Genomic DNA, 6,348 nt, shown 5'->3' with positions numbered 1-6,348 from the left:
CCCTCCCGGTATTCTGCTTTGCACTTGGGGCACCAAGGCATGATGCATCCCTCCTTACCTGCCGATTATAGCATATCCCTGCTATTCTTTCCAGATAAAAATCGGCAGCGGCGGATCGTGCTTGCGATTGAGCCAGTCGCAGGCCAGAACAGTGAACGCTCGGTCATTTAACGACTTTAAGCGCTCTAAAATCGCATTTTTCTCGTCATATCCGTTTTCCTTGCCATAATAAAGCGCAAGCGCCATCACGCCGCCCGGACGCAGCAGACCCAGTCCCGCGTCAATCGCCGGGAGCGAGGAGGCCGCGGTGGTAAAGATTTTCGGGTCGCCGCCCGGCAGCCGACCAAAGTTGAACACGATGCAGTCGACGCTCTCCGGCGCCGCATACTGCGCCATATTGGCATGGCTATCCAGCACGACCTCGGCGGTCAGGCCCTCCGCAGCCAGCAGCGCGCGCGTCTGTGCGATTGCCTCCTGCTGCACGTCAAACGCCAGCACGCGGCCCTCCGCCCCTGCCAGACGGCACAGCAGCGCAGTATCACGTCCCTTGCCCGCAGTCGCGTCAATGCAACACGCGCCCGGTTTCACCTGTCGCCGCAGAAAATCGTGCACCACATCCAGTGTATTCATACATAACCCCTCCGTTTGTGTTACCCATTGTACCACAAACGGAGGGGTTTGCCTACCGGTTCACTGCTCGAGGATGCGCCCATCCGTCGAAACAACGACTACCTGCCACGGCAGGAACTTACCGCTTGCCTGTAAGGCAGTGCGCACGGCATGCTCGATGCCGCCGCAGCACGGTACCTCCATGCGCACGACCGTAACGCTTTTGATATTGTTCAAGCGGATGATCTCGGTCAGCTTCTCGCTGTAATCGCCCTCATCCAGCTTGGGACAGCCAATGAGAGTAATCTTATTTCGGATAAAGTCCTGATGAAAATTTGCATATGCATACGCCGTGCAATCCGCCGCGACCAGCAAATGCGCCCCGTCAAAGTACGGCGCATTCACCGGAACCAGCTTGATCTGCACCGGCCATTGACGCAGTTCGGACGATACAGGCGCTGCTGTAGCCGGCGCCGCCGCCGTGGCGCGCGCAATTGCCCGCGCCTGACTGTCCGGACAACCACAGGCCAGCGGCTGCTGTGCCTGCTGCTTGGCACGCATATTGGCCTGCACCGCCGCCTCGTCGTATGGCGCGGCCTCCCGCTCGACAAAGGTGATTGCTCCAGTCGGGCAAACCGGCAGGCAGTTGCCCAGCCCATCGCAGTAATCGTCCCGCAGAAGCTTGGCTTTGCCGTCCACCATGCCGATTGCTCCCTCATGGCATGCGCTGGCACACAGACCACAACCGTTGCACTTTTCTTCGTTAATTTCAATGATTTTGCGCATCATAGTGAAATACCTCCGTTTTGGAATGGATCATTGTCCCCAGTATACCCTGCCTTGCTGTTTTCGTCTGTTGTTAAAACAACAAATCCATCAAAATACGAAAAAACGGCCGTCCCACAGGGGACAGCCGTTTGATGCTTGGAAGCAGGCTCAGGCAAATAACCGCATGATATTTGCCGTCAGGATACCGCCGCCGGTACCGATGATGTAGCCCATAAGCGCCATCAGTACGCCGACCGGTACCAGCGCACCAGAGTAGGACGCGGCGAGCACCGGCGCGGAAGCCGTACCGCCGATATTCGCCAGCGACGCAACGCCGCAGGTGAACATATCGAGTTTGAAAATCTTTGCAATAACGACCAGAATAATACCGTGGATCGCCAGAATCATAAAGCCCGAAATGATCCATACGGGAGCATCGGTCATTTCCAACAGGCTTGCACGGGACGCAAGCAGTGCAATGACGATATACAACATGACGTTGGACAACTCCGCCGCGCCCGCGATCTTGCCGATCGGAGTAACCGCCGCAACCAGTGCAATAATCGTGACAACCAGCACCGTCCATGTAGCGGAGTCGATCCACGGGGTATTTCCGCCGATCAGTGTTTTCGTCCATTCAAAAATTGCATTGCCTGCATTCTGCGACAGCGCGGAAACCAACAAGGCACCGCCGATCAGGAACAGCAGGCCAGGGAAGTTCATGTGCTTGTCCTCTTCCTTTTGCTCTTGCTCCAGACGGGCGCAGACCTCGTCAAGCGTTGTGGTAGATGCCTTGGTCCACTTATTGAACTGCGGCGCAAACGTGATCGCCCAGAGCAGGAACATGACCCACACCGAATAGTCGATCGAGTCAATGACCAGCGCATACCCCATATCCGCTTCCGAAATATGCAGTGCAGCCTGTACTGCAACCATGTTGCCCGAACCGCCCATCCAGCTGCCGCACAGTGCACCGAGCGCCTTCCACGCCTCCGAACCCAGCATACCGTTCATGATCGCATAGGTGGCGATAAAGCCGATCGAAATCGAAATGCTAGCTGCAAAAAAGCCGCCCAGCATACGCGGGCCAAGCTTAAGCACCTTGCGAATGTCACAGCGCAGCAGCATCAAGCACAGCATCGCGTACAAAATGTTGTTTTTCAGCGCACTGTATGCCCCCTTGGTAGCCTCCATATCCCATGCGCCTACGGTGCACAGCAGCATAGTCAGCAGGTACAGCAGCACCACCGGCGGCACAAACTTGAAAAACTTCCATTTGGTCAGCTTCTCCGCGCCTACCAGCACGGCTGCCAGAAAGACCAGCACCGCAATATAGGTAAAGCCGTTGGTAATCATTTGTTTTCATCCCTCACTTTTCCAGTCTCTTTTCCCATGCAGACAGCTTCCCGTTCGCCGCAACATCGGATTGTTTTTTCAGTATACAAGAAAACCGATCTTTTTTCAAGGTCTTGCAAGCAATTTGCACAGAACAGTTTGCAAAACTTCTTGTCATCCTGTACAATATGATAGGATAATGTTTAGGACCCGTTAAGGAGGATTGCTATGAATTTCAAACCATATATCCGCGCGCATGCGGACGAGCTGCTGGCCGATCTGACCGCGCTCATTCAAATCCCGAGCGTCGAGGGCGAACCCGCGCCGGACGCACCCTATGGGCGCGAAGTGGCTCACTGCCTGCACGAAACGCTTGCGCTATGTGAAAAACTCGGTTTCCGCACGGTCAATATGGACAACCGCGTCGGCTGGTGCGAATACGGCGAGAGCGAGGAAATGATCGCTGTGCTTGGCCATCTGGATGTAGTCCCCGCGGGCGACGGCTGGCAGGCTGCTGAACCGTTCTCAGGTGAAGTCAAGGACGGCCGCATCTATGGCCGCGGCACGATGGACGACAAGGGTCCAACCGTTGCAGCGCTGTACGCGCTGGCTGCACTCAAGGACGCAGGCTTTGTCCCCTCCCGCCGCATCCGCATCATTTTCGGCACAAACGAGGAAACCGGTTGTCAGGATATGGTGTGGTATCTTGAGCACGGCGGTGAGGTTCCCGTCATGGGCTTCACACCAGATGGGGAATATCCGATCATCAATGGGGAAAAGGGCATCATGAACTGCGTATACGCCCGCAAGCTGAACCAAATCGGCGATTACCGCCTGACACGCTTTGAGGGAGGCACCGCCGGCAACGTCTCCCCTGCCTACGCGGTAGCGGAGCTTATCTGTCCAGCCGATGCCGCAAGCAAGATTGCGCTGGATAAGGTCACCGTCACGCCCATCGACGGCGGCATACGCGTCGAGGCGGCGGGCGTGTCAGCCCACGGCTCAACCCCTGAGCAGGGCGAAAACGCGATCGGCCGTCTGGCTCTTGCGCTGTCGCAGCTCCCACTGGAAGGCGACCTTGCCGACTGCATGGCGTTCCTTGCAGACCGCATCGGATTAGAAACCCGCGGTGAATCACTGGGACTTGCCATGCGCGACGACCTTTCAGGCGAACTCACGGTTAACCTCGGCGTTGCGGCCTTTGCAGAGGACACGCTTTCGCTCACCCTATCCGTGCGCTATCCGGTCACCAAAACCTATGATATGGCGCATCCGCGTCTGGAACGCGCGTTCTCGCTCGGTGGTTTCTATGGAACCAAGATGAAGCACAAAGCGGCCATCTATATGCCGCCCGAAAGCGAACTTATTCGCAAGCTGTCTAAGGTTTATGAGGAGCAGACCGGCGAAAAGGCGGTGCTCAAGTCGATTGGTGGCGGCACTTATGCCAAGTCCATTCCGAATCTGGTTGCATTCGGCCCGGTTTTCCCGGGCGACGAGATCCGCGAACACAAGCCGGATGAATATATGGAAGTGGAGCGGCTGCTGCAAAATGCAGAAATCCTAGCCGCAGCGATGTGTGAATTGGCAAAAGCATAAGAACACCTCTGACAGCAAGGAGTTGACAACAGATGAAAATCACCAAAATCCGGCTGGGCCGTATTTCTGTCCCGCTGCGCGTGCCGTTTAAGACTGCAGTGCGCTCGGTTTCATCCGTCGAGGATGTCATTGTAGAAATCCACACCGATACCGGCGCGATCGGCTACGGTGAAGCGCCGCCGACCGGTGCGGTCACAGGCGACACCGCCAGCGCGATCATCGGCGCCATTCAGGATCATATCGCCCCGACCATCCTCGGCCGCGAGGTAGATGACTTTGAGAATCTGATGCTCGCCCTGCAGGGCTGCATCCTCAAGAACACCAGCGCCAAAGCTGCGGTCGATATGGCGCTGTGGGACTTATATGGCCAACTATACAACATTCCGGTGTACAAAATGCTCGGCGGCAGCCGCAACCAGATCGTAACCGATATCACCATCAGCGTCAACGATCCCGAAGAGATGGCACGCGACGCGCGAAACGCCATCGACCGTGGTTATGACTGTCTCAAGTGCAAGGTCGGCAAGGATGCCCCGCTCGACCTGCGCCGCCTGCAGGCCATCCGCGCAGAGGTTGGCAAGGACGTGAAAATCCGCATTGACGCCAATCAGGGCTGGAAGCCCAAGGAAGCCGTGCGCATTCTCAGCAAAATGGAGGATGCCGGGCTGGACATCGAATTCGTCGAGCAGCCTGTCGCGCAGCACGATTTGACCGGTCTGAAATATGTCACCGACAACGTCACCATCCCGGTCATGGCGGACGAAAGTGTACAGAACGCAGCGGACGCACTGACCATCATGCAGATGCGCGCGGCTGATCTGGTCAACATCAAACTGATGAAAGCAGGCGGCCTGTACAACGCGCTGAAAATCGCATCCGCAGCCGAGGTCTACGGTGTTGAGTGCATGCTCGGCTGTATGCTGGAAGCCAAGATCAGTGTCAATGCCGCGATCCATCTTGCGTGTGCCAAGCAGATCATCACCAAGATCGATCTGGACGGTCCGGTGCTGTGCACCGAGGACCCGATCCGCGGCGGCGCGGTGTTCAATGAGAAGGATATTACCGTGTCCAACGGGCCGGGACTGGGCATCAAGGGCATCGAAAAGATCACCTATCTGGACTGATAGCTTCTCTTTTTCGCAGACAAAAAAACGGCGAAATCATACTGCTTTCGCCGTTTTTCATCACTCAATCTCCATAAATGCCCGCACGGTCATTTATGACCAGCACGCGCAGCACCTCTTCCGGGAGGTTGAGTCCCGTCGTACTGCCCTCTCCTTTGAGCCAACCTTTGCGCGCCAGTTTTTCCACCGTCGCACGGCCCCAATCGGGTACGGACGCCACGGAGTTATATACCGTTTTGCTTTGCGCAATCAGATTCTTTACCTCATCTGCCGTCATATCGTCCACCTCCTCTGTCAGCCTTCGTTTAAAATCTTTCCACGCCGCTGCGTTCTCCACAAACGGCGCCGGACAATTCTTATGTGTCACATCATAATGGCGCACCACACAATCGGGCGCGATGCCATACTTCTTCATCAGCATACGCACCAGCTGCACTGCATTTTCCACTGTCCCCGGCTGAAAATAATATTTTCCATTTTTGATTCGGCTGCACAGCTCAATGCCAATGCTGTTGCTATTGCGGCAATACGGATGAAAATAAGTACCCTTAGTCCCGCAATGCCAGGCAACATCGGCATCCCGCACGGATTGCCAGACCTCTTTTTCGTCTACAAAATAGTGCGCCGAGGTCGAGATATTGGAATTTTTGAAATAGTCGGCATTATTTTTTGCGGTATCCCCATCATTTGCCGTAAAATGGATGACAAGATAGCGGATCTCTTTCTTTCCGCGCGAAGCCGACAGATAATTGCCCGGATTTGCCTGCTGAAAATGAATTTCCATCACCTTTCACCTCCTCCCTGCATAAACTCCAAAAAAAGAAGAGTTGATTGACGCAATTTGGTCAATCTGTTCTATCCTTATGCAAAAAGTTGTGCTATAATGTATGTCAGACATGTTTGAGAGGAAGATTTT

General features: G+C 55.4%; 6 protein-coding genes. 2 read left to right on the top strand and 4 right to left on the bottom strand.

The annotated features are described in order from the left end of the window. Nucleotides 1-81: 81 nt before the first annotated feature. The 3 genes from ABGT74_RS11075 to ABGT74_RS11065 all read right to left on the bottom strand — a co-directional run bounded on the left by ABGT74_RS11075 (nucleotide 82) and on the right by ABGT74_RS11065 (nucleotide 2,733). Nucleotides 82-630, bottom strand: coding sequence for a class I SAM-dependent methyltransferase (locus ABGT74_RS11075; protein ID WP_346705535.1), 549 nt, complete (start codon nucleotides 628-630; stop codon nucleotides 82-84). A gap of 60 nt (nucleotides 631-690) precedes the next feature. Next, on the bottom strand, nucleotides 691-1,398 hold the full coding sequence (locus tag ABGT74_RS11070; RefSeq protein ID WP_346705534.1) for a 4Fe-4S binding protein: 708 nt from the start codon (nucleotides 1,396-1,398) through the stop codon (nucleotides 691-693). Nucleotides 1,399-1,545: 147 nt separating this feature from the next. Continuing rightward, the gene (locus ABGT74_RS11065; RefSeq protein ID WP_297283848.1) at nucleotides 1,546-2,733 is read right to left on the bottom strand and encodes a DUF819 family protein; all 1,188 of its coding nucleotides are present in this window, start codon (nucleotides 2,731-2,733) and stop codon (nucleotides 1,546-1,548) included. 207 nt (nucleotides 2,734-2,940) lie between these two features. Here ABGT74_RS11065 and pepV point away from each other — a divergent pair, with 207 nt between their 5' ends. Beyond that, nucleotides 2,941-4,308: a dipeptidase PepV gene (pepV, locus tag ABGT74_RS11060; protein WP_346705533.1), complete on the top strand. Its 1,368-nt coding sequence runs from the start codon at nucleotides 2,941-2,943 to the stop codon at nucleotides 4,306-4,308. A gap of 32 nt (nucleotides 4,309-4,340) precedes the next feature. Further along, nucleotides 4,341-5,432 (top strand): dipeptide epimerase, encoded by a 1,092-nt coding sequence (locus ABGT74_RS11055; RefSeq protein WP_346705532.1) that lies wholly within the window; start codon nucleotides 4,341-4,343, stop codon nucleotides 5,430-5,432. A 64-nt stretch (nucleotides 5,433-5,496) separates the two neighbouring features. On the opposite strand, the gene ABGT74_RS11050 is transcribed toward ABGT74_RS11055, so the two are convergent. Then, entirely contained in the window at nucleotides 5,497-6,216 is a 720-nt protein-coding gene (locus ABGT74_RS11050; RefSeq protein ID WP_297283845.1) for an N-acetylmuramoyl-L-alanine amidase, read from the bottom strand. Between the last annotated feature and the right edge of the window lie 132 nt (nucleotides 6,217-6,348).

This window comes from uncultured Agathobaculum sp. (assembly GCF_963927765.1).
Lineage (GTDB): Bacteria > Bacillota > Clostridia > Oscillospirales > Butyricicoccaceae > Agathobaculum.
Note: the sequence above shows the minus strand (reverse complement) of the source record. Positions and strands in the feature narration are given on the sequence as shown.

Excerpts from the sequence above, each read along its gene's own strand:
- ABGT74_RS11055 (WP_346705532.1), top strand. The coding sequence starts at position 4,341 with ATGAAAATCACCAAAATCCGGCTGGGCCGTATTTCTGTCCCGCTGCGC.
- pepV (WP_346705533.1), top strand. The coding sequence starts at position 2,941 with ATGAATTTCAAACCATATATCCGCGCGCATGCGGACGAGCTGCTGGCC.
- ABGT74_RS11070 (WP_346705534.1), bottom strand. The coding sequence starts at position 1,398 with ATGATGCGCAAAATCATTGAAATTAACGAAGAAAAGTGCAACGGTTGT.
- ABGT74_RS11050 (WP_297283845.1), bottom strand. The coding sequence starts at position 6,216 with ATGGAAATTCATTTTCAGCAGGCAAATCCGGGCAATTATCTGTCGGCT.
- ABGT74_RS11065 (WP_297283848.1), bottom strand. The coding sequence starts at position 2,733 with ATGATTACCAACGGCTTTACCTATATTGCGGTGCTGGTCTTTCTGGCA.
- ABGT74_RS11075 (WP_346705535.1), bottom strand. The coding sequence starts at position 630 with ATGAATACACTGGATGTGGTGCACGATTTTCTGCGGCGACAGGTGAAA.